This window comes from Phytobacter sp. MRY16-398 (assembly GCF_003925915.1).
Lineage (GTDB): Bacteria > Pseudomonadota > Gammaproteobacteria > Enterobacterales > Enterobacteriaceae > Phytobacter > Phytobacter diazotrophicus.
On sequence record NZ_AP018756.1, the window covers coordinates 2,238,589 to 2,257,981 of the forward strand.

Sequence of the window (19,393 nt, forward strand, 5' to 3'; positions counted from 1 at the left end):
GTCTATAGAAAACCCCCAGCTAGGCTGGGGGTTCCGGAAAGCTTTCAGCTTTAAGCCAGTTATTAAAACCCCTTTTGATTTGTTAAAACAGCTTGCGGTCTGGCAACTGCAAAAGTTCAACAAGAAATCAAAAGGGGGTCCCGATGGGGGACGAAAAGAGCTTAGCGCACACCCGCTGGAACTGTAAATATCACATAGTTTTTGCGCCGAAATACCGAAGACAGGCGTTCTACGGAGAGAAACGTCTGGCGATAGGCAGCATTTTAAGAAAGCTGTGTGAGTGGAAAAACGTACGGATCCTGGAAGCTGAATGCTGTGCAGATCATATCCATATGCTTGTGGAAATCCCGCCCAAAATGAGCGTATCCGGCTTTATGGGATATCTGAAAGGGAAAAGCAGTCTGATGCTTTATGAGCAGTTCGGAGATCTGAAATTCAAATACAGGAACAGGGAGTTCTGGTGTCGGGGATACTACGTGGATACGGTAGGGAAGAACACAGCGAAGATACAGGAATACATAAAGCACCAGCTTGAGGAGGATAAAATGGGTGAGCAGTTGTCGATCCCTTATCCGGGCAGCCCGTTTACGGGCCGTAAGTAAGGAAGTTTGATGCAAATGTCAGATCGTATGCGCCTGTTAGGGCGCGGCTGGTAACAGAGCCTTACAGGCGCATCTGAAAAACCTCCGGCTATGCCGGAGGATATTTATTCTATCTGATGGCTGTTACCATCCGACTTTCCTTACATAACCTCAGTCATGAGCAGATTTGTTAGCGCGATAGCGGGTTACAGCCTTCCCGGCGCAGCATCTGGCACAGTGCAATCAGCGGCAGGCCAACCAGCGTATTCGGATCGCGCCCTTCCAGGCGGTCAAAAAGCGCAATCCCAAGACCTTCACTCTTAAAGCTTCCCGCACAGTGCAGAGGGTTTTCTTTACGCACGTAGTCTTCTATTTCCTGGGCACTCAGGTGGCGAAAATGCACATCGAAAGGTTCGCACTCGGTTTGTAAATGACCCGTTGCGGAATTAAACAGCGCCAGCCCGGTATAAAATGTCACAATATTTCCACTGGCCCGGGTTAATTGCTGACGCGCATTTTCTTCGGTCAGCGGCTTGCCGGTAATTTCACCTTCCAGCATGCACACTTGATCAGACCCAATAATCAAATGATGGGGAAAACGTTGGGCCAGCGATTGCGCTTTCTCTTGCGCCAGTCGCAGCACGAGGTGGCGGGGGGGCTCGCCGGGTTGTGGGGTTTCGTCGGTCAGTGGCGCGGCACATTCAAACGCCAGCCCGAGCTTCTCTAATAACGCACGACGCCAGGGCGATGTCGATGCAAGAACAATATCTGACATATTTTTTTCACCAAATATGGCTTAACCATGACAGGCATTTTAAACTGTAGGCCGCAATGTGTGCGAATTATTGGCAAAAGGCAACCTCAGGCTGCCTTTTTCTTTGACTCTATGACGTTACAAAGTTAATATGCGCGCCCTATGCAAAAGGTAAAATTACCCCTGACTCTCGATCCGGTTCGCACGGCTCAGAAACGCCTTGATTATGAGGGCATCTATCTGCCCAATCAGGTTGAGCGTGTCGCCGAATCTGTAGTCAGTGTGGACAGTGATGTGGAATGCTCCATTTCGTTCGCCATCGACAACCAACGCCTCGCGGTTATAACCGGCGATGCGAAAGTGACGGTGTCCCTCGAATGCCAGCGTTGCGGCAAGCCGTTTACCCATCAGGTTCACACAACATATTGTTTTAGTCCTGTCCGTTCCGACGAACAGGCTGAAGCACTGCCGGAAGCGTATGAACCGATTGAGGTTAACGACTTCGGTGAAATCGATCTGCTGGCGATGGTTGAAGATGAAATCATCCTCTCCTTGCCCGTAGTTCCGGTGCATGATTCTGAACACTGTGAAGTGTCCGAGGCGGACATGGTCTTTGGTGAATTGCCTGATGAAGCGCAAAAGCCAAACCCATTTGCCGTATTAGCCAGCTTAAAGCGTAAGTAATAGGTTTTCCCCGCTCAAACGGGGGTAAATCGTAATTAAGGAGTAAGGTCCATGGCCGTACAACAGAATAAACCAACCCGTTCCAAACGTGGCATGCGTCGTTCTCATGACGCGCTGACCGCAGTCACCAGCCTGTCTGTAGACAAAACCTCTGGTGAAACCCACCTGCGTCACCACGTTACCGCCGACGGTTTCTACCGCGGTCGCAAGGTAATCACTAAGTAATCACGCGCAAGCGTGATCAAACTTAGTGAGGATTTCCCCGTGAAAACGGGGATTTACCGATACCTTGACTCGTCTAACCCTGGCGTTAGATGTCATGGGGGGCGATTTTGGCCCTTCCGTGACAGTGCCTGCAGCTTTGCAGGCACTGAACTCTAATTCGCATCTTAATCTTCTTTTAGTCGGCGATCCCGACGCTATCACACCATTGCTCGCCAAAGCTGATTTCGAGCAACGCTCGCGCTTGCTTGTTATTCCCGCACAGTCAGTTATTGCCAGCGATGCGCGCCCCTCGCAAGCTGTCCGCAACAGTCGCGGCAGCTCAATGCGTATGGCGCTGGAGCTTGTAAAAGAAGGTCGTGCCGAGGCCTGCGTCAGTGCTGGTAATACCGGCGCGCTGATGGGGCTGGCTAAAATGTTGCTCAAACCCATTGAGGGCATTGAGCGTCCCGCGCTGGTGACTGTTTTACCGCACCAGCAGAAAGGGAAAACGGTGGTGCTCGATTTAGGCGCCAACGTCGACTGCGATGGCAAGATGCTGGCGCAGTTTGCAGTAATGGGTGCGGTGATGGCAGCAGAAGTTTTGGAGATCGCTAACCCCCGCGTGGCGCTTCTGAACATTGGTGAAGAAGAGACCAAAGGCCATGACAACATTCGCGATGCTGCAGCGATTTTAAAAGCGGTTCCGACGATTAACTATATTGGTTATCTGGAAGCGAACGAATTACTCACCGGTAAAACGGATGTACTGGTTTGTGACGGTTTTACGGGAAACGTCACATTAAAAACGATGGAAGGTGTTGTCAGAGTGTTTCTTTCGCTGCTGAAATCTCAGGGTGAAGGGAAAAAACGGTCGTGGTGGCTGATTTTATTAAAGCGTTGGTTACAAAAAAGCCTGAGCAGGCGATTCAGTCACCTCAACCCCGACCAGTATAATGGCGCCTGTCTGTTAGGATTGCGCGGCACGGTGATTAAGAGTCATGGTGCTGCCAATCAGCGAGCATTTACCGTCGCGATTGAACAGGCAGTGCAGGCGGTGCAGCGGCAAGTTCCCCGGCGAATTGCCGCTCGCCTGGAATCTGTGTTACCGGAAAAAGACTGAGCGTACATGTATACGAAGATTATTGGTACCGGCAGCTATCTGCCTGAACAAGTGCGAACTAACGCCGACCTGGAAAAAATGGTGGATACGTCTGACGAGTGGATTGTCACCCGCACAGGTATTCGTGAACGCCGTATTGCTGCGCCAGATGAAACCGTCTCCACCATGGGGTTCGAAGCTGCAAAGCGCGCTCTGGAGATGGCAGGTATCAGTGCGGATAAGATTGGTCTGATTATTGTCGCTACCACCTCCGCAACGCATGCATTCCCTAGCGCCGCATGTCAGGTGCAGAACATGTTAGGCGTGAAAGGCTGCCCGGCATTTGATGTTGCTGCTGCCTGCGCGGGTTTCACCTATGCGCTTAGCATCGCCGATCAATATGTAAAATCGGGCGCGGTGAAAAATGCGCTGGTGATCGGTTCTGACGTTCTGGCGCGTACCTGCGACCCTGAAGATCGTGGCACCATTATTATTTTTGGCGATGGCGCGGGCGCAGTTGTGCTCGGCGCATCCGAAGAGCCGGGTATCATCTCTACGCATCTGCATGCTGACGGTAGTTACGGCGAACTGTTAACGCTGCCGAATGCCGATCGTGTGCATCCAGAGAGTCCTATTTTCCTGACAATGGCAGGAAACGAAGTCTTTAAAGTGGCGGTGACTGAGCTTTCTCGCATCGTCGACGAAACCCTCGAAGCGAATAATTTGCAGCGCAGCGAGCTGAACTGGCTGGTGCCGCATCAGGCAAATCTGCGCATTATCAGCGCGACAGCCAAAAAACTGGGCATGTCGCTCGATAACGTGGTGGTGACACTCGATCGTCACGGTAATACTTCTGCGGCGTCTGTCCCTTGTGCGCTGGATGAAGCGGTTCGCGACGGGCGCATTCAGCGCGGCCAATTGATTCTGCTGGAAGCCTTTGGCGGTGGTTTCACCTGGGGCTCTGCGCTGGTTCGTTTCTAGTACTAAGGATAAAAACATGACGCAATTTGCATTTGTGTTCCCGGGACAGGGCTCTCAAACCGTGGGTATGTTAGCTGACATGGCAGCAACTCACCCGGTTGTTGAAGAGACATTCCGTGAAGCCTCTGCGGCACTTGGCTACGATCTGTGGGCCCTTGTTCAACAAGGGCCGGCGGAAGAGTTGAATAAAACCTGGCAGACGCAGCCTGCATTGTTGACGGCTTCCGTTGCCTTATGGCGTGTGTGGCAGCAACAGGGCGGTAAAACCCCTGCGTTGATGGCCGGCCACAGCCTGGGCGAGTACTCTGCACTGGTCTGTGCAGGTGTTATCCCGTTTGCAGACGCGGTGCGTCTGGTTGAACTGCGCGGTAAATTCATGCAGGAAGCCGTGCCGGAAGGTACTGGTGCTATGGCGGCAATTATCGGTCTGGATGATGCATCTATTGCCAAAGCATGTGAAGAGTCCGCGCAAGGGCAGGTTGTTTCTCCGGTAAACTATAATTCTCCGGGCCAGGTTGTTATCGCAGGCCACAAAGATGCGGTTGATCGTGCGGGTGCTGCCTGTAAAGCTGCTGGCGCGAAGCGCGCGCTGCCGCTGCCGGTCAGCGTGCCATCCCACTGTGCGCTGATGAAACCTGCTGCAGAGAAACTGGCGGCGGAATTAGAAAAAATCACGTTCAGCGCTCCGCAGGTTCCGGTTGTAAACAATGTTGATGTGAAATGCGAAACGTCGCCGGAAGCAATTCGTCACGCGCTGGTGCGTCAGCTTTACAGCCCGGTGCAATGGACCAAAAGCGTTGAATTTATGGCATCACAGGGCGTTGAGCACCTGTATGAAGTTGGCCCAGGTAAAGTGCTTACCGGTCTGACAAAACGTATTGTTGATACCCTGACAGCGTCTGCGCTTAATGAGCCAGCCGCGCTGTCAGAGGCACTTGCGCAATAAAAGAGGAAAACCATGAGTTTTGAAGGAAAAGTCGCGCTGGTTACCGGCGCGAGCCGTGGCATTGGCCGCGCAATCGCGGAAGCCCTTGTTGCTCGTGGCGCGAAGGTTATCGGTACTGCAACCAGCGAAAATGGCGCTCAGGCTATTAGTGATTATTTAGGTGCCAACGGTAAAGGTCTGATGTTGAATGTGACCGATCCTGCATCTATTGAATCTGTGCTGGAAAACATTCGTGCCGGGTTTGGCGAAGTTGATATCCTGGTCAATAATGCCGGTATCACTCGCGACAACCTGTTAATGCGCATGAAGGATGACGAGTGGAACGATATTATCGAAACTAACCTGTCATCGGTTTTCCGTCTGTCAAAAGCGGTGATGCGCGCTATGATGAAAAAGCGTCATGGTCGTATCATCACTATCGGTTCTGTGGTTGGTACCATGGGAAATGCTGGTCAGGCAAACTACGCTGCGGCGAAGGCGGGTCTGATTGGTTTCAGTAAATCGCTGGCGCGAGAAGTCGCATCACGCGGGATTACTGTGAACGTTGTTGCTCCGGGCTTTATTGAAACGGACATGACGCGTGCGCTGACCGAAGATCAGCGTGCGGGTATTCTGGCGCAAGTTCCAGCGGGTCGCCTTGGCGGTGCTCAGGAAATCGCCAGCGCGGTTGCATTTTTAGCCTCTGACGAAGCAGGTTACATCACTGGCGAGACCCTGCACGTCAACGGCGGAATGTATATGGTTTAACCACGATTAAAATTATTTGCGTTATTAGGGCGAAAGGCCTCAAAATAGCGTAAAATCGTGGTACGAACTGCCGGGATTTAGTTGCAAATTTTTCAACATTTTATACACTACGAAAACCATCGCGAAAGCGAGTTTTGATAGGAAATTTAAGAGTATGAGCACTATCGAAGAACGCGTTAAGAAAATTATCGGCGAGCAGCTGGGCGTTAAGCAGGAAGAAGTTACCAACAATGCTTCCTTCGTTGAAGACCTGGGCGCTGATTCTCTTGACACCGTTGAGCTGGTAATGGCTCTGGAAGAAGAGTTTGATACTGAGATTCCGGACGAAGAAGCTGAGAAAATCACCACCGTTCAGGCTGCCATTGATTACATCAACGGTCACCAGGCGTAAGTGAACATCTCCAGGCGGTCATTCGACCGCCTGAGTTTTATCTTTTATCCCCCTAATCTTAATCTTTTTTCCCTCCCTGGAGGACAACCGTGTCTAAGCGTCGTGTAGTTGTGACCGGACTGGGCATGTTGTCTCCTGTCGGCAATACCGTAGAGTCTACCTGGAAAGCTCTCCTTGCCGGTCAGAGTGGCATCAGCCTGATCGACCATTTCGATACTAGCGCCTACGCAACGAAATTTGCTGGCTTAGTAAAGGACTTTAACTGTGAAGACATCATCTCGCGTAAAGAACAGCGCAAGATGGATGACTTTATTCAATATGGAATTGTCGCTGGCGTTCAGGCCATGCAGGATTCTGGCCTTGAAGTGACGGAAGAGAACGCAACCCGCATCGGTGCCGCTATTGGTTCCGGTATTGGTGGTCTCGGCCTGATTGAGGAAAACCACAGTTCTTTAGTGAATGGTGGCCCGCGTAAAATCAGCCCGTTCTTCGTCCCGTCGACGATTGTTAATATGGTGGCCGGTCACCTGACCATCATGTTTGGCCTCCGCGGCCCAAGTATTTCGATTGCCACAGCCTGTACCTCTGGTGTGCATAATATCGGCCATGCTGCACGTATGATCGCCTATGGCGATGCGGATGCGATGCTTGCCGGTGGCGCAGAAAAAGCGAGTACCCCGCTGGGCGTGGGTGGCTTTGGTGCGGCACGTGCGCTTTCTACACGCAACGATAATCCTCAGGCTGCGAGCCGTCCGTGGGATCAGGACCGCGATGGTTTTGTTCTTGGCGATGGTGCAGGCATTATCATGCTTGAAGAGTATGAGCACGCGAAAAAACGCGGTGCGAAAATTTATGCGGAAATCGTTGGTTTCGGCATGAGTAGCGATGCTTACCACATGACCTCTCCGCCGGAAAACGGTGCGGGTGCTGCTGATGCGATGGTCAACGCCATTCGTGATGCGGGCCTTGAACCTGGCCAAATCGGTTATGTAAACGCCCATGGGACATCGACCCCGGCGGGTGACAAAGCTGAAGCGCAGGCGGTTAAATCCGTGTTTGGTGATGCAGCAAGCCGCATTATGGTTAGCTCTACCAAATCTATGACGGGCCACCTGCTGGGTGCTGCGGGCGCGGTAGAGTCTATCTTCTCTATCCTTGCACTGCGCGACCAGGCTGTTCCGCCGACCATCAACCTGGATAACCCGTCTGAGGGTTGCGATCTGGATTTCGTTCCGCACGAAGCCCGTCAGGTAAATGGTCTGGAGTACACGCTGTGTAACTCCTTCGGCTTTGGTGGTACTAACGGCTCCCTGATCTTCAAAAAGGTCTGAGCGTAGCGCTGTTTATTACCCCAGCCTGTAAAAAGGTCCGCACTGCGGGCCTTTTTTATTGTCACCCCTAAACCACCTCCTGGGGAGGTGGTGATTGATCCTGTAAGGCTATAGCCTGAAGAATGCCCATGCCGGAATATCTCTGCTTACTCACCACAAGTAAAAGGAGACAAACCGACATGGGGCTTTACAGGAGTTCATCACATGTATATTGGCGTTGCAAATACCACATAGTATGGACGCCAAAGTACCGTTTCAGGATCCTGAAAGATAATCTGGGCAAGGAACTTTACAGGACAATCTACATCCTATGCGGAATAAAAGATTGTGAGGTTCTGGAGTTAAATGTTCAGCCAGATCATGTACATCTGGTTGTAATAGTCCCGCCGAAAATCTCGATATCAACCCTGATGGGGCATCTGAAAGGCCGCAGTGCAATCAGGCTCTACAATCGTTTTCCACATATAAGAAAGAAACTATGGGGTAACCATTTTTGGTCCCGTGGCTACTTTGTCGATACGGTGGGAGTGAATGAAGAAATTATCAGGAGATATGTGAGGCATCAGGAGAAAAAGGAACAAATGCATGAACAGCAGATGGAATTGCTAGAGTAGTAACAGGAATGAGACAGTAGCCCCCCTTATAGGGGGCATTCTAAAAAGCCACCTTCTAAGAAGGTGGTCTTTTACTCAGTTTTCTCCGCTTGTCCTGCGCAGAGTGTCCTGCCACACTAATCAGCCACGCATAAGGAGCCTCTATGTTGTTGATTAATGGTTGCGAGCAGACATTTCTTGCCGCAAATGACAGAGCGACTCAGTTTGGCGACGGCTGTTTCACGACGGCGCGTATCGACAACGGCACTATCAGTCTGTTGGCTGAACATCTGCATCGTCTGAAATTCGCCTGTGACAGGCTCTTTATCCCTTTTAACCAGTGGAAAACGCTGGAAGACGAAATGCGTCGTCTCGCCGCGGGAAGGACGAGTGGGGTTCTGAAAGCAATTATCAGCCGGGGCGGTGGTGGACGTGGTTATAGCGGAGCCGGGTGCCAGAGTCCGACACGTATTCTCAGCGTTTCTGCGTATCCGACGCATTACACTCGCTGGCGAGAAGAGGGGGTTACGCTGTCACTCAGCCCGGTACGTCTGGGGCGCAATCCGCATCTTGCCGGCATCAAACATCTCAATCGGCTGGAGCAGGTCCTGATCCGCCGTTATCTTGAGCAATCTCACGGTGACGAGGCGCTGGTTCTTGACAGTGAAGGGTGGGTTACGGAATGCTGTGCCGCGAATATTTTCTGGCGCAAAGGCCGCGATGTCTTTACCCCAAACCTGAGTCAGGCTGGCGTTGATGGCATCATGCGGCAATTTTGTCTGCGCCAACTGGCATCTTCCGACTATCGCGTTGTCGAAATCAATGCGTCGCCAGATGCACTTAACACTGCTGATGAAGTCATCATCTGTAATGCATTAATGCTCGTGATCCCCGTGCGCGCGTGGGAGGGCATAAGCTGGACTTCCCGGGAGTTGTACCAATTTTTAGCCCCTCTTTGTGAGCATCCGATATCGTCATGAAAAAAATGTTGCGCGTTGTACTTCTCCTTCTGCTGGTTCTGGTGATTGCGGCAGGCGCGGGTATATGGAAAGTTCGCCAGTTGGCCGACAGTAAGCTTCTCATTAAAGAGGAGACTATTTTTACCCTGGAAGCAGGAACTGGGCGCGTTGCGTTGGGTGAACAGCTTTATAGCGAGAAGGTGATTAACCGCCCACGCGTGTTCCAGTGGTTGCTGCGCGTGGAGCCTGATCTTTCGCACTTTAAAGCCGGTACCTATCGGTTTACCCCTACTATGACGGTGCGTGACATGCTCCAGTTGCTGGAAAGCGGCAAAGAGGCGCAGTTCCCACTCCGTCTGGTTGAGGGGATGCGGCTAAGTGATTATCTGCAGCAACTGCGTGACGCACCCTATATCAAGCACACCCTGAAAGATGATGAATACGCGACGGTTGCGAAGGCGCTGGATTTCGAGCATGCGGACTGGGTAGAAGGGTGGTTCTGGCCGGATACCTGGATGTATACCGCAAATACCACGGATATTGCACTGCTCAAGCGTGCGCACCAAAAAATGGTGCGGGCAATTGATCAGGCGTGGGAAGGGCGTATGGAGGGATTACCCTACCAGGATAAAAACCAGATGGTGACGATGGCGTCTATCATCGAAAAAGAGACGGCAGTGGCCAGCGAGCGCGATAAAGTCGCATCGGTCTTTATTAACCGTTTGCGAATTGGGATGCGACTACAAACGGATCCCACAGTGATTTACGGGATGGGGGAGCGGTATAATGGTAAGTTGTCACGTGCCGATCTGGAAACGCCAACGCCGTACAATACCTATATCATCAGCGGCCTGCCGCCGGGCCCGATTGCCACGCCTGGCGAAGCCTCATTGAAAGCCGCGGCGCACCCGGCAAAAACGCCGTATCTCTATTTTGTCGCTGATGGCAAGGGTGGTCACACATTTAACACCAATCTCGCGAGCCACAATCGGTCAGTGCAGGACTATTTAAAAGTACTTAAGGAAAAAAATGGGCAGTAAATACATCGTCATTGAAGGGCTCGAAGGGGCAGGAAAAACCACCGCGCGTGATGTCGTGGTCGACACGCTACGTCAACTGGGCGTAGAGGAGATGGTTTTCACCCGCGAGCCGGGCGGTACGCAACTGGCAGAAAAACTGCGCAGCCTGGTACTGGACATTCGTTCTGTTGGCGATGAGACGATTACGGTTAAGGCCGAAGTGTTAATGTTTTATGCTGCCCGCGTTCAATTGGTGGAGACGGTGATTAAACCGGCACTGGCCAACGGAAGTTGGGTGATTGGCGATCGTCACGACCTCTCTACGCAAGCCTATCAGGGCGGTGGACGTGGCGTTGACCAGACCATGCTGGCAACATTGCGCGACGCGGTGTTGGGTGATTTCCGCCCGGACCTGACGCTTTATCTGGACGTGACGCCCGAAGTCGGACTCAAGCGCGCCCGTGCTCGCGGTGAGCTGGACCGCATTGAACAGGAATCTCTGGATTTCTTCAACCGCACACGTGCCCGTTATCTTGAACTGGCGGCGGCAGATGACAGCATTCGCACTATCGATGCCACGCAATCGCTCGAAGACGTGGTGGCGGATATCCGCCAGACCGTCACCGCCTGGGTGCAGGAGCAGGGCGCATGAGATGGTACCCGTGGCTGCGAGCGGATTATGAGCAACTGGTCGCCAGTTATCATGCCGGTCGCGGACATCATGCCTTGCTGGTCCACGCGCTACCGGGAATGGGTGACGATGCGCTGATCTATGCGCTGAGCCGTTATCTGCTTTGCCAGCATCCGGAAAATGCCAAAAGCTGCGGCCATTGCCGGGGCTGCCAGTTAATGCAGGCGGGGACGCATCCGGATTATTACCCGTTAGCACCAGAAAAGGGCAAGACCACGCTCGGGATCGACGCGGTGCGCGAGGTCAGCGAAAAACTGTATGAACACGCCCGTCTTGGCGGTGCTAAAGTGGTCTGGATTCAGGACGCCGCGCTTTTAACAGACGCCGCGGCAAATGCCCTGCTTAAAACGCTGGAAGAGCCGCCGAAAGAGACCTGGTTTTTTATGAGCTGTCGCGAACCGGCGCGCTTACTGGCAACTTTGCGTAGCCGCTGTCGGATGCATCACCTCGCGCCGCCTGCCGAGAACTATGCCTGCGCCTGGCTTGCTCGCGAGCACAGCGCGTCACAAGAGACCATTGTCAGCGCATTACGCCTGTGTGGCGGCGCACCCGGTGCGGCCGAGCAACTGCTGCAGGCGGACAACCTCGCACCGCGTCAGGCGCTGTGTCAGTCCCTTGGGCAGATACTCAATAATGGCGACTGGCTTTCGCTACTGGCGATATTGAACCACGAACAGGTGGCCGAACGCCTGCACTGGCTGGCGACACTGCTGCTCGATGCCCTCAAGGTTCAGCAGGGCGCAACATTGCTGACGAATATGGATGCGATAATGCTGGTGCGCCAGCTTGCCAGCCAGTTTAATGGCGAACGCCTGCAAGCCTGCCTTCACGCGGCGGTTGAATGCCGCGAACAGTTGATGACCGTAGTGGGCATCAACCGTGAATTGTTATTGACCGACCTTTTATTACGCATTGAGCGCTACCTGCAACCCGGCGCTACGTTGCCCGGACAGCATTTCTAAGAGAGAGATTATGTTTTTAGTCGACTCCCATTGCCATCTTGATGGCCTGGATTATCAGTCGTTACATACGGATGTTAATGACGCGCTAGAAAAAGCCGCGGCCCGCGACGTGAAATTCTTCCTCGCCGTGGCGACGACACTGCCGGGTTACCGCAGTATGCGCGACCTGGTGGGAGAGCGTAGCGATGTGGCTTTTTCCTGCGGCGTACATCCGCTCAATCAGGATGAAGACTATGCGGTGGAAGATTTACGCCGCATGGCCGCAGAAGAAGGCGTTGTGGCAATGGGTGAAACGGGTCTGGACTATTATTACACGCCGGAAACCAAAACCCGCCAGCAGGCATCGTTTCGTGATCATATCCGTATTGGTCGTGAGCTGAATAAGCCGGTAATTGTTCACACCCGTGATGCGCGGGCAGATACGCTGGCTATCCTTCGCGAAGAAAAGGTGACGGATTGCGGAGGCGTACTACACTGTTTTACGGAAGACAGGGAAACGGCAGGTCAGTTATTAGATCTGGGCTTCTATATCTCGTTTTCCGGGATCGTCACCTTTCGTAACGCGGAGCAACTGCGTGATGCGGCGCGTTACGTTCCGCTCGATCGTTTGCTGGTGGAGACAGATTCACCTTATCTGGCACCGGTTCCTCATCGCGGTAAAGAAAACCAACCGGCGTATGTCCGGGATGTTGCTGAATACATGGCAGTTTTGAAGGGCGTTTCGGTCGATGAACTGGCGCAACAAACCACAGAAAACTTCGCCAAACTCTTCCATATCGATCCGGCCCGCCTGCAATCCCTCTGAATTTTCAGCTTATTTTAGTGCTCGTAATTAATAAGTAATGAGAGTAAAGTTCACCGCCACAAAAGAGGCGGTGAACGCTTTTTTTGACACATTCGGTAATGGGTTTTGTAAATCTATGAAAGTTTTGCCTCTGGCGCTAACTGAAACGTGATAGCCGTCAAACAAACTTATGCGGATTTATTTTACTCTGTGTAATAAATAAAGGGCACTTAGATGTCCTGTTCACAGCACGGTTCTCCCCCCGTGCCAATGCGCAAAAAGCGTAAAAAAAGCACAAATACTCAGGAGCACTCTCAATTATGTTTAAGAATGCATTTGCTAACCTGCAGAAGGTCGGTAAATCGCTGATGCTGCCGGTATCCGTACTGCCTATCGCAGGTATCCTGCTGGGCGTCGGGTCTGCTAACTTCAGCTGGCTGCCAGAAGTGGTTTCTCACGTAATGGCCGAAGCAGGCGGTTCTGTTTTTGCTAACATGCCGCTGATCTTCGCTATCGGTGTTGCTCTTGGCTTCACCAATAACGATGGCGTATCCGGTCTTGCTGCTGTGGTGGCCTACGGCATCATGGTGAAAACCATGTCCGTGGTTGCACCTCTGGTACTGCATTTACCTGCAGAAGAAATCGCGGCTAAACACCTGGCAGATACCGGTGTCCTCGGTGGTATCATCGCCGGTGCCATCGCTGCGTATATGTTTAACCGTTTCTACCGTATCAAGCTGCCTGAGTATCTGGGCTTCTTCGCCGGTAAGCGTTTTGTTCCGATTATCTCCGGTCTGGCCGCTATTATCTTCGGTGTTGTGCTGTCCTTCATCTGGCCACCGATTGGTACTGCTATTCAGGAATTCTCTCAATGGGCTGCCTACCAGAACCCGGTTGTTGCGTTCGGTATCTACGGCTTCATCGAGCGCTGCCTGGTACCGTTTGGTCTGCACCATATCTGGAACGTTCCTTTCCAGATGCAGATCGGCGAATTCACCAACGCAGCAGGCCAGGTATTCCACGGCGATATCCCGCGTTACATGGCAGGCGACCCGACTGCGGGCAAACTGTCTGGCGGCTTCCTGTTCAAAATGTATGGCCTGCCGGCTGCTGCTATCGCGATTTGGCACTCTGCTAAACCAGAGAACCGCGCGAAAGTGGGCGGTATCATGATCTCCGCAGCGTTGACCTCGTTCCTGACCGGTATCACCGAGCCGATCGAGTTCTCCTTCATGTTCGTTGCGCCGATCCTGTACGCAATCCATGCGATTCTGGCTGGTCTGGCATTCCCGATCTGTATCCTGCTGGGTATGCGTGACGGTACGTCCTTCTCTCACGGCCTGATCGACTTCATCGTCCTGTCCGGTAACGGCAGCAAACTGTGGTTGTTCCCGGTTGTAGGTCTGTGCTATGCAGCGATTTACTACACCGTGTTCCGCGTACTGATTAAAGCGCTGGATCTGAAAACCCCGGGTCGTGAAGATGCGTCCGAAGAGTCTAAAGCTGGCGCAACCAGCGAAATGGCTCCGGCACTGGTCGCTGCGTTCGGCGGTAAAGAAAACATCACTAACCTGGATGCTTGCATCACTCGTCTGCGCGTTAGCGTTGCCGATGTGGCAAAAGTTGACCAGCCTGGTCTGAAAAAACTGGGCGCGGCAGGTGTGGTGGTTGCTGGTTCTGGTGTACAGGCAATTTTCGGTACTAAATCCGATAACCTGAAAACCGAAATGGATGAGTACATCCGTAGCAACTAAGCCGTAAAGTCTGGGGAGACTGAGGCAGCCGAAAGGCTGCCTTTTTTACATTCAAGGGTTTTACATTTAAGGCAAATGAGATAAGAAGGTCATCTGTCACGTCAGAAAGGTGAAGGGCAATGAGATATAAAAAAGCCCGTCAGCGAACTAACGGGCAGGGGTTAGCATCTGAACACCGTCATCAGAAGCTATAGCTGGCGCTGAGGGAAAAATTACGCGGTGCGCCGTAGACGGTATAGCTGCCTACATAATCGTAGTACTCACGGTCAAACACATTGTTCAGGTTTGCCTGGACGGCGAAATCTTTAGTGACCTGATAGCGCCCGAATAGATTCACCAGTGCATAGCTGCCTTGTTCTGCGCGCTGGGTATCTGACACGTCGGTCCAGACTTTGTTCTGCCAGTTTATCCCTCCGCCGATTGTTAACTCAGGCAGTGCCGGCAACTGATAGCGGGTAAACAACTTCATGCTGGTTCGCGGTTGATCGGAACTGACTGCCTTGCCCTGCTTGTCTTCGGCAATAAAGCGAGTCGCACCGAAGGTTAACTGCCAGTTATCGGTCAGCGCACCGTTCAGCTCAAATTCGATACCTTTACTGACGATGCCATCCAGGGATTCATAGATGGACTCCCCGCCTGGCATGTAAGTGTACGTATTACTGGCGACACCGTCTTGCTCGATACGGAACACGGCAAGGGACGTTGTCAGGCGGGTGCTAAACCAGTCTGCTTTCACACCCGCTTCATAGCTCTTACCGGTGGTTGGATCGAGATAGCGCCCGGATGCGTCACGTTTGTCCTGCGGCTGGAAGATCTCGGTATAGCTGGCGTATGCGGACCAGTCTTCGTTGATGTCATAGACCAGGCCTGCATACGGTGTGACATCGTCTTTGGTGCTTTCAAGTCGGGTAGAAGGTGAACCTGACGGGTTGTAGCGAATATTGTATTCGGTATAACGTGCGCCCACGATCAGGTGCAGTGGATCGGCCAGCGAGACACGCGCCGAGGTGTAGGCAGAAGACTGACGAATATCGTCCTTGCTATAAAGCGCCCATGGTGCCCATGCCGGGTCGGCAATATTACCACTCCAGCCGCTGTTGAATGAGCCCACATCGACAATCGTCCCAGGCGTGTCCGGCAGGGAATTGTCATAATGGTTACGCTGGCGGCTGTAGCTCGCGCCGAACATCAACTCATGCTGGCGGCCAAACAGGTCAAAACCGCCACGCATGAAGGCATCAATGGCATCCTGTTTACGCTCACCACGGTTCCAGCCGCCGTAACCGACCATTCCCAGACCTGTGGCTTCATCTGGATAACCGTACATATACATCGTTTTGGTATCGAAATTGGTTTCCGCATGCATACCGTTAACATGCGCTTCCCAGCCATTGCCAAAACGCTGCGTCAGGTTGGCGAAGATTTTGGTGTTGTCTTTATCGGAATAGGCCCAGTTTGGCGCAACGGTTGTGCTGCGGTCATATTTCGCTTTGCTGCCATCGGCGTACCAGGTCGGCAGACCGCCCCAGGTGGGGCTGTCAGTCTGACTTTCCTGATATTCATATCCCAGCGATAAGGTGGTGCTGTCGGTTACGTCAGCATCAACAACACCGTAGATGAATTTCTTACGGTAGTGGTATGTGTCCACCCAACTGTCATTATCCTGGTAACCGGTAATGACGCGGCCACGTACTTTGCCCGATTCGGTCAGCGGAGCCTGCAGATCAAGGATATAACGTTGTTTATCCCAGCTACCGTAAGTGGCGGACACGTTACCTTTGAATTCAGTGCTATCCGCATGCTTACGCACCATGTTGACATAGGCCGCCGGGTTGCCAGTACCGGACATCAGACCCGTCGCGCCGCGTACCACTTCAATACGGTCATAGATGGCGGTATCGGCGGCGGTGTCGCCAAAGTTCCAGACTTCACTAATGGAGGTTGGAAGATCGTCGTAGGCGTAGTTGCTGACAAAGAAGCCACGTGAATAAAACACGGTGCGATCGCTGTCCTGTACCTGCGCGGTGACGCCGGTGGTATTGGTCAATACTTGCCCGATTGAGTTCAGGTTCTGATCCTGCATACGCTGCTGACTAATAACGCTTACCGACTGCGGGATATCGCGCGGCACGAGCAGCAGTTTTGTGCCGGTGGTGGTGGTCTGAACGCTATAGTCCTGGTCCTGGTGGGTATCGCTTTGGTCGCCGGATGCGCCTTCAACAATAACGGTCTCATCAGTGCCGGATGTGGATGCTGCAAAACCTGCGGCTGGTGTCAACGCGAGCCCAATACAAACGGCCAGCAATGATGGCGCGCTGTTAAACGGACGCTGCTCATTCCTGGCGTTAATGGTGAAAGACATTATTAACCCTTAATGGTATGTGAACGGGATTGTCCGGATCGCGATGCATTGTCGGCGTCCGGTCTGTTTTTATTTTTCAGTTAATAAACGCGCATGAAAATGCAAATGCGAAATATACGCATTCATACTTGAGATGTAAACAGATGTAATATCCGTGGCTGAGTGGTTGATTTAACGCGGTTATGGGTAAGGGTTGGTTATAACACCACCAGCCGGTGGCGAAATCTTGAAGAAAAAGAGCGTTATAGTTGAAACAGCCGGAGAATCTCGCTCATACTCTACACTGTATCTCGTGATGGGGCGGTTTCGCCCGCGCGTATAAAAAGGAAAACGTCATGGCCGAAGAAACCATTTTTAGTAAGATTATCCGTCGGGAAATTCCGTCGGACATCGTCTATCAGGATGAATTAGTTACCGCTTTCCGTGATATCTCTCCCCAGGCTCCGACGCATGTTCTGATTGTGCCGAATATCCTCATTCCTACCGCTAATGACATTACCGAAGCGCATGAACAGGCGATGGGACGGATGATGACCGTAGCGGCAAAAATTGCCCGTGCTGAGGGTATTGCGGAAGATGGGTATCGCCTCATCATGAACTGTAACCGCCACGGCGGACAGGAAGTCTGGCATATCCATATGCATTTGTTGGGTGGTCGCCCCTTAGGCCCGATGCTGGCACATAAAGGCGAGTGATATGATCAACGGACGCGTTGCACTTCTGGTGACGGCCCTGGCGTTAGTCGGCTGTGGCTCGCGTCCTGCGATCCCGGTGGCCAACGATCAAACGCTGGTGATGGAAGCCAATGTTCTGGCCGCAGGTATCACCGCTGACTCCCCCACGCTGAGCACGCAGGAAATCCAGCCCTCTGCCTCGTCTCGCCTGTTCAATGAACGCGCGCAGCCGGTAACCATCAATTACCGTTTTTACTGGTACGACGCCAGAGGCCTGGAAATGCACCCGCTCGAAGAACCGCGTAGGATCACGATCCCGGCGCACTCCGCTGTCACACTTTATGGAAATGCAAATTTCCTGGGTGCGCACAAGGTCAGACTTTATCTCTATCTATAAGGGGTGAAAATTGATTAAAACATTAGGACGTTTCGCGCTGCTGGCCACAGTGGCCGTTATCCTTTCCGGGTGTATTACGCGCGGCGAGCAAGAACCCGCGCCAGTTGAACAAGCGAACCCAACGCCACAACAGCCTGTTCCGCAGCAACCGCAGCCGTCGCAACCTGTACCGACGGTGCCGTCTGTTCCGTCGATCCCGGAGCAACCAGGGCCAATCGAACACCCTGATCAAACGACTCAGCCGACGCCGCGTGAACGTCACTATGACTGGAACAGCGCCGTACAGCCGATGATGGGTAAAATGTTGCAGGCGAGCGGAGCCTCGGCGGGTAACGTACTGCTCGTTGACAGTGTGAACAACCGGACAAACGGTTCGGTGAACACCAGCGAAGCAACTGAAACCCTGCGCAGCGCGCTGACCAACAATGGCAAGTTTACGCTGGTTTCGGCGCAGCAACTGTCAATTGCCAAGCAGCAACTGGGCCTGTCACCGCAGGATAGTCTCGGTACACGCAGTAAAGCTATTGGTATTGCCCGCAATGTAGGGGCCCAGTACGTGCTGTATTCCAGTGCGACAGGTAATGCCAATGCGCCGACGCTGCAAATGCAACTGATGCTGGTGCAGACTGGCGAAATTGTCTGGTCAGGTAAAGGTGCGGTTCAGCAACAATAATCTTACGCGTGACGCGCTGTTGTCACGCTATTTCCCGCATTATGCTCCCGTCGAAGGCCAGGATACTGGCCTGAGTGGCGGGAGTTGTCTTATCAGCAACGGTCATCATCGTCTGGTTTTACGTCAACAGCATCAGGCGACATCGTCACCCTTTCTGCGCCAGTATCGCGCGCTTAAACGATTACCGCGCCACATCGCGCCGCAGCCCTATTTTTTCGCAAAAGGCTGGATGGCGGTAGATTATATTCCAGGCGATGTACAAAGCAGTTTGCCGGATAGCCATAACCTGGCGGCCTTACTGTATGATCTGCATCGCTGTCCTCCCTTTGGCTGGCGTCTTAACCTGTTGCCTTTACTGGAAACGTACTGGCAGCAATGTTTGCCGTCGCGCCGTACGCTGTTCTGGCTGCAGCAATTAAAAGCACGCAGGCGCCAGGGCGAGCCGCTACCCTTGCGACTGGCTCCATTACATATGGATGTCCATGCGGGTAACCTGGTGCACAGCCAGGACGGGTTGCGGTTGATCGACTGGGAGTATGCCGGTGACGGTGATATCGCGATGGAGCTGGCAGCTGTCTGGACCGGGAGTGAGCATCAGCGCCGTGAACTGGTGGCTGAATACGCACGCTGTGCCATGCTCGATGAAACGCAATTATGGCGCCAGGTCGTTCGCTGGCGTCCGTGGATAGCAATGTTGATGGCGGGCTGGTTTGAATGCCGTTTGCAGCAGACGGGCGATCAACAATTTATAACGCTGGCCGATGATGCATGGCGCCAGTTAAAGATGAAAGGAAAAGAGAGGTGAGT

The 19,393-nt window shown here is 52.8% G+C and carries 22 protein-coding genes; 20 read left to right on the forward strand and 2 right to left on the reverse strand.

Annotated elements, in window-relative coordinates:
* Window positions 1–143: 143 nt before the first annotated feature.
* Window positions 144–602, forward strand: coding sequence for an IS200/IS605 family transposase (gene tnpA / locus MRY16398_RS10910; RefSeq protein WP_038918153.1), 459 nt, complete (start codon window positions 144–146; stop codon window positions 600–602).
* 169 nt (window positions 603–771) lie between these two features.
* Here tnpA (MRY16398_RS10910) and MRY16398_RS10920 read toward each other — a convergent pair whose 3' ends face one another.
* Window positions 772–1,356, reverse strand: coding sequence for a Maf family protein (locus tag MRY16398_RS10920; protein ID WP_125124349.1), 585 nt, complete (start codon window positions 1,354–1,356; stop codon window positions 772–774).
* A gap of 141 nt (window positions 1,357–1,497) precedes the next feature.
* Between MRY16398_RS10920 and yceD the strand changes: the two genes are divergently transcribed.
* From yceD to ptsG, 15 genes are all read left to right on the forward strand, one after another.
* Window positions 1,498–2,019 carry a 23S rRNA accumulation protein YceD gene (gene yceD, locus MRY16398_RS10925; RefSeq protein ID WP_041851730.1) on the forward strand — a complete coding sequence of 174 codons (522 nt, stop codon included), beginning with the start codon at window positions 1,498–1,500 and terminating at the stop codon, window positions 2,017–2,019.
* Between the two features lie 51 nt (window positions 2,020–2,070).
* Window positions 2,071–2,244 carry a 50S ribosomal protein L32 gene (gene rpmF / locus MRY16398_RS10930; RefSeq protein WP_020457446.1) on the forward strand — a complete coding sequence of 58 codons (174 nt, stop codon included), beginning with the start codon at window positions 2,071–2,073 and terminating at the stop codon, window positions 2,242–2,244.
* Between the two features lie 64 nt (window positions 2,245–2,308).
* Window positions 2,309–3,343: a phosphate acyltransferase PlsX gene (plsX, locus tag MRY16398_RS10935; RefSeq protein WP_125124350.1), complete on the forward strand. Its 1,035-nt coding sequence runs from the start codon at window positions 2,309–2,311 to the stop codon at window positions 3,341–3,343.
* Between the two features lie 6 nt (window positions 3,344–3,349).
* On the forward strand, window positions 3,350–4,303 hold the full coding sequence (locus tag MRY16398_RS10940) for a beta-ketoacyl-ACP synthase III (protein ID WP_125124351.1): 954 nt from the start codon (window positions 3,350–3,352) through the stop codon (window positions 4,301–4,303).
* 16 nt (window positions 4,304–4,319) lie between these two features.
* Window positions 4,320–5,249: an ACP S-malonyltransferase gene (gene fabD, locus MRY16398_RS10945; RefSeq protein ID WP_041851727.1), complete on the forward strand. Its 930-nt coding sequence runs from the start codon at window positions 4,320–4,322 to the stop codon at window positions 5,247–5,249.
* 12 nt (window positions 5,250–5,261) lie between these two features.
* On the forward strand, window positions 5,262–5,996 hold the full coding sequence (gene fabG, locus MRY16398_RS10950) for a 3-oxoacyl-ACP reductase FabG (RefSeq protein ID WP_041851726.1): 735 nt from the start codon (window positions 5,262–5,264) through the stop codon (window positions 5,994–5,996).
* A 154-nt stretch (window positions 5,997–6,150) separates the two neighbouring features.
* Window positions 6,151–6,387, forward strand: a complete 237-nt coding sequence (acpP, locus tag MRY16398_RS10955) for an acyl carrier protein (protein ID WP_000103754.1) — start codon at window positions 6,151–6,153, stop codon at window positions 6,385–6,387.
* Window positions 6,388–6,476: 89 nt separating this feature from the next.
* Window positions 6,477–7,718: a beta-ketoacyl-ACP synthase II gene (gene fabF, locus MRY16398_RS10960; RefSeq protein WP_041851725.1), complete on the forward strand. Its 1,242-nt coding sequence runs from the start codon at window positions 6,477–6,479 to the stop codon at window positions 7,716–7,718.
* 179 nt (window positions 7,719–7,897) lie between these two features.
* On the forward strand, window positions 7,898–8,332 hold the full coding sequence (tnpA, locus tag MRY16398_RS10965; RefSeq protein WP_107224832.1) for an IS200/IS605 family transposase: 435 nt from the start codon (window positions 7,898–7,900) through the stop codon (window positions 8,330–8,332).
* Between the two features lie 143 nt (window positions 8,333–8,475).
* Window positions 8,476–9,291, forward strand: coding sequence for an aminodeoxychorismate lyase (gene pabC, locus MRY16398_RS10970; RefSeq protein ID WP_125124352.1), 816 nt, complete (start codon window positions 8,476–8,478; stop codon window positions 9,289–9,291).
* Window positions 9,288–10,310, forward strand: a complete 1,023-nt coding sequence (gene yceG / locus MRY16398_RS10975) for a cell division protein YceG (RefSeq protein ID WP_041851723.1) — start codon at window positions 9,288–9,290, stop codon at window positions 10,308–10,310. The genes pabC and yceG overlap by 4 nt, the downstream gene beginning before the upstream one ends.
* Window positions 10,300–10,941: a dTMP kinase gene (gene tmk / locus MRY16398_RS10980; RefSeq protein ID WP_041851722.1), complete on the forward strand. Its 642-nt coding sequence runs from the start codon at window positions 10,300–10,302 to the stop codon at window positions 10,939–10,941. The genes yceG and tmk overlap by 11 nt, the downstream gene beginning before the upstream one ends.
* Window positions 10,938–11,942, forward strand: coding sequence for a DNA polymerase III subunit delta' (gene holB / locus MRY16398_RS10985; RefSeq protein ID WP_125124353.1), 1,005 nt, complete (start codon window positions 10,938–10,940; stop codon window positions 11,940–11,942). Before tmk ends, holB begins: the two co-directional genes overlap by 4 nt.
* Before the next feature lie 10 nt (window positions 11,943–11,952).
* On the forward strand, window positions 11,953–12,747 hold the full coding sequence (locus MRY16398_RS10990) for a metal-dependent hydrolase (protein ID WP_125124354.1): 795 nt from the start codon (window positions 11,953–11,955) through the stop codon (window positions 12,745–12,747).
* A gap of 299 nt (window positions 12,748–13,046) precedes the next feature.
* Window positions 13,047–14,480, forward strand: coding sequence for a PTS glucose transporter subunit IIBC (ptsG, locus tag MRY16398_RS10995; protein WP_041851719.1), 1,434 nt, complete (start codon window positions 13,047–13,049; stop codon window positions 14,478–14,480).
* A 181-nt stretch (window positions 14,481–14,661) separates the two neighbouring features.
* Here the strand turns inward: ptsG and fhuE are convergent, their stop codons facing one another.
* A complete protein-coding gene (gene fhuE / locus MRY16398_RS11000) occupies window positions 14,662–16,842 on the reverse strand; it encodes a ferric-rhodotorulic acid/ferric-coprogen receptor FhuE (RefSeq protein WP_125124355.1) in 2,181 nt (726 codons plus the stop codon).
* 335 nt (window positions 16,843–17,177) lie between these two features.
* Between fhuE and hinT the strand changes: the two genes are divergently transcribed.
* Genes hinT through thiK form a run of 4 tightly spaced genes read left to right on the forward strand, consistent with a single transcriptional unit; the run spans window position 17,178 to window position 19,391 of the window.
* A complete protein-coding gene (gene hinT / locus MRY16398_RS11005; RefSeq protein ID WP_090087896.1) occupies window positions 17,178–17,537 on the forward strand; it encodes a purine nucleoside phosphoramidase in 360 nt (119 codons plus the stop codon).
* A 1-nt stretch (window position 17,538) separates the two neighbouring features.
* Window positions 17,539–17,913 carry a YcfL family protein gene (locus MRY16398_RS11010; protein WP_041851716.1) on the forward strand — a complete coding sequence of 125 codons (375 nt, stop codon included), beginning with the start codon at window positions 17,539–17,541 and terminating at the stop codon, window positions 17,911–17,913.
* 10 nt (window positions 17,914–17,923) lie between these two features.
* Window positions 17,924–18,586 carry a penicillin-binding protein activator LpoB gene (gene lpoB, locus MRY16398_RS11015; protein WP_041851715.1) on the forward strand — a complete coding sequence of 221 codons (663 nt, stop codon included), beginning with the start codon at window positions 17,924–17,926 and terminating at the stop codon, window positions 18,584–18,586.
* A complete protein-coding gene (gene thiK, locus MRY16398_RS11020; RefSeq protein ID WP_125124356.1) occupies window positions 18,567–19,391 on the forward strand; it encodes a thiamine kinase in 825 nt (274 codons plus the stop codon). Before lpoB ends, thiK begins: the two co-directional genes overlap by 20 nt.
* The last annotated feature ends 2 nt before the right edge of the window (window positions 19,392–19,393 follow it).

What these genes read in the sequence shown, in the direction of transcription:
- tnpA (WP_038918153.1), top strand. Translation starts at nt 144, where the DNA reads ATGGGGGACGAAAAGAGCTTAGCGCACACCCGCTGGAACTGTAAATAT.
- MRY16398_RS10920 (WP_125124349.1), bottom strand. Translation starts at nt 1,356, where the DNA reads ATGTCAGATATTGTTCTTGCATCGACATCGCCCTGGCGTCGTGCGTTA.
- yceD (WP_041851730.1), top strand. Translation starts at nt 1,498, where the DNA reads ATGCAAAAGGTAAAATTACCCCTGACTCTCGATCCGGTTCGCACGGCT.
- rpmF (WP_020457446.1), top strand. Translation starts at nt 2,071, where the DNA reads ATGGCCGTACAACAGAATAAACCAACCCGTTCCAAACGTGGCATGCGT.
- MRY16398_RS10940 (WP_125124351.1), top strand. Translation starts at nt 3,350, where the DNA reads ATGTATACGAAGATTATTGGTACCGGCAGCTATCTGCCTGAACAAGTG.
- fabD (WP_041851727.1), top strand. Translation starts at nt 4,320, where the DNA reads ATGACGCAATTTGCATTTGTGTTCCCGGGACAGGGCTCTCAAACCGTG.
- fabG (WP_041851726.1), top strand. Translation starts at nt 5,262, where the DNA reads ATGAGTTTTGAAGGAAAAGTCGCGCTGGTTACCGGCGCGAGCCGTGGC.
- acpP (WP_000103754.1), top strand. Translation starts at nt 6,151, where the DNA reads ATGAGCACTATCGAAGAACGCGTTAAGAAAATTATCGGCGAGCAGCTG.
- tnpA (WP_107224832.1), top strand. Translation starts at nt 7,898, where the DNA reads ATGGGGCTTTACAGGAGTTCATCACATGTATATTGGCGTTGCAAATAC.
- pabC (WP_125124352.1), top strand. Translation starts at nt 8,476, where the DNA reads ATGTTGTTGATTAATGGTTGCGAGCAGACATTTCTTGCCGCAAATGAC.
- yceG (WP_041851723.1), top strand. Translation starts at nt 9,288, where the DNA reads ATGAAAAAAATGTTGCGCGTTGTACTTCTCCTTCTGCTGGTTCTGGTG.
- tmk (WP_041851722.1), top strand. Translation starts at nt 10,300, where the DNA reads ATGGGCAGTAAATACATCGTCATTGAAGGGCTCGAAGGGGCAGGAAAA.
- holB (WP_125124353.1), top strand. Translation starts at nt 10,938, where the DNA reads ATGAGATGGTACCCGTGGCTGCGAGCGGATTATGAGCAACTGGTCGCC.
- MRY16398_RS10990 (WP_125124354.1), top strand. Translation starts at nt 11,953, where the DNA reads ATGTTTTTAGTCGACTCCCATTGCCATCTTGATGGCCTGGATTATCAG.
- ptsG (WP_041851719.1), top strand. Translation starts at nt 13,047, where the DNA reads ATGTTTAAGAATGCATTTGCTAACCTGCAGAAGGTCGGTAAATCGCTG.
- fhuE (WP_125124355.1), bottom strand. Translation starts at nt 16,842, where the DNA reads ATGTCTTTCACCATTAACGCCAGGAATGAGCAGCGTCCGTTTAACAGC.
- hinT (WP_090087896.1), top strand. Translation starts at nt 17,178, where the DNA reads ATGGCCGAAGAAACCATTTTTAGTAAGATTATCCGTCGGGAAATTCCG.
- MRY16398_RS11010 (WP_041851716.1), top strand. Translation starts at nt 17,539, where the DNA reads ATGATCAACGGACGCGTTGCACTTCTGGTGACGGCCCTGGCGTTAGTC.